The organism is Flintibacter hominis (assembly GCF_014287965.1).
Classification (GTDB): Bacteria; Bacillota; Clostridia; order Oscillospirales; family Oscillospiraceae; genus Lawsonibacter; species Lawsonibacter aceti.
On the sequence record NZ_JACOPO010000030.1, the window covers coordinates 1 to 885 of the forward strand.

Below are 885 nucleotides of genomic sequence, written 5' to 3' on the forward strand. Positions count from 1 at the left end.
GTGGGAGCCTTATCAATTTCTTCCACAGGCACAGCGAACCCCCAGCACTCATCATCTTGGCCCAATCCAAAAAACATAACCTTTCTCTTATGGTAAAGCAGTTTGTCTGCATCAATTAACTTCATGCTTGGCCTCCTTTCGCTTGCCGTAGGAGCAGAAATCATCAGGTTTTACTTTATGTAACATACCGTTAGGATGGTCACAAATCGTTTCCCTCCATAAAACCCCTTTATATTTACAATTTATGCACCTGACCACAGGCACGGCGTCGACGAGTGGCACTTCTCTAAGAGTTTCTTTTGCTAAGATTTCCCAATCTGAGCACCCAAAATAATCCTCTGCAACATCGCGGTCAATCAAATTCGCTTCCATGCTCGTCCTCCTTGTCCATGCGAGCGCCGCAGTTGGGGCAGTATTTTGGCATATACCAGCATGTTAATTCCGTAAAATCATGTCCACAGCATGAGAACACTCGATTCATTTTGCCATCTTTGATAGTCTCTATAATCTTTCCGTGCCGCACCTCCGCAACGTCGGCGGCTTTTCTACGCTCAATTAACTCCTTTGCCCCAATATATCCACGGGCTTCGGCTGGCTTATCAAGCACCAAACAATGGGATGCTTCGGCTACTATGGCTTTGATAATCTCTGTCTTATCAATGTACTCAGCCATTCTTCATCCCCTCCAGCGGCGTTGTATGGTCTGTTGTGATAATGATGTAGTCCTGACTTTCTCGGCTTGGGCAGGCATAGCAGGCGCAGTATGTAGGGTTGCTGGTTTCATTGTTCCGGAAGGGGCAAGAGGTGTTGTAGCAGTTTCTATCCATCCTGCTCCCTCCGTAGTGCGGCCTCAAGTTCTTCTCTCTCCCGCTTCACCTGCTCCAG

General features: G+C 47.5%; 3 protein-coding genes. All 3 read right to left on the reverse strand.

Annotated elements, in window-relative coordinates:
• Nucleotides 1-111: 111 nt before the first annotated feature.
• From H8S11_RS13730 to H8S11_RS13740, 3 genes are read right to left on the reverse strand one after another with little or no spacing between them, the layout of a single operon-like run.
• Nucleotides 112-372, reverse strand: a complete 261-nt coding sequence (locus H8S11_RS13730; RefSeq protein WP_186853538.1) for a hypothetical protein — start codon at nt 370-372, stop codon at nt 112-114.
• Nucleotides 353-673 (reverse strand): hypothetical protein, encoded by a 321-nt coding sequence (locus H8S11_RS13735; RefSeq protein WP_186853539.1) that lies wholly within the window; start codon nt 671-673, stop codon nt 353-355. The genes H8S11_RS13730 and H8S11_RS13735 overlap by 20 nt, the downstream gene beginning before the upstream one ends.
• A complete protein-coding gene (locus H8S11_RS13740) occupies nt 666-827 on the reverse strand; it encodes a hypothetical protein (protein WP_186853540.1) in 162 nt (53 codons plus the stop codon). The genes H8S11_RS13735 and H8S11_RS13740 overlap by 8 nt, the downstream gene beginning before the upstream one ends.
• Nucleotides 828-885 lie beyond the last annotated feature (58 nt).

Excerpts from the sequence above, each read along its gene's own strand:
- H8S11_RS13735 (WP_186853539.1), bottom strand. The coding sequence starts at position 673 with ATGGCTGAGTACATTGATAAGACAGAGATTATCAAAGCCATAGTAGCC.
- H8S11_RS13730 (WP_186853538.1), bottom strand. The coding sequence starts at position 372 with ATGGAAGCGAATTTGATTGACCGCGATGTTGCAGAGGATTATTTTGGG.
- H8S11_RS13740 (WP_186853540.1), bottom strand. The coding sequence starts at position 827 with ATGGATAGAAACTGCTACAACACCTCTTGCCCCTTCCGGAACAATGAA.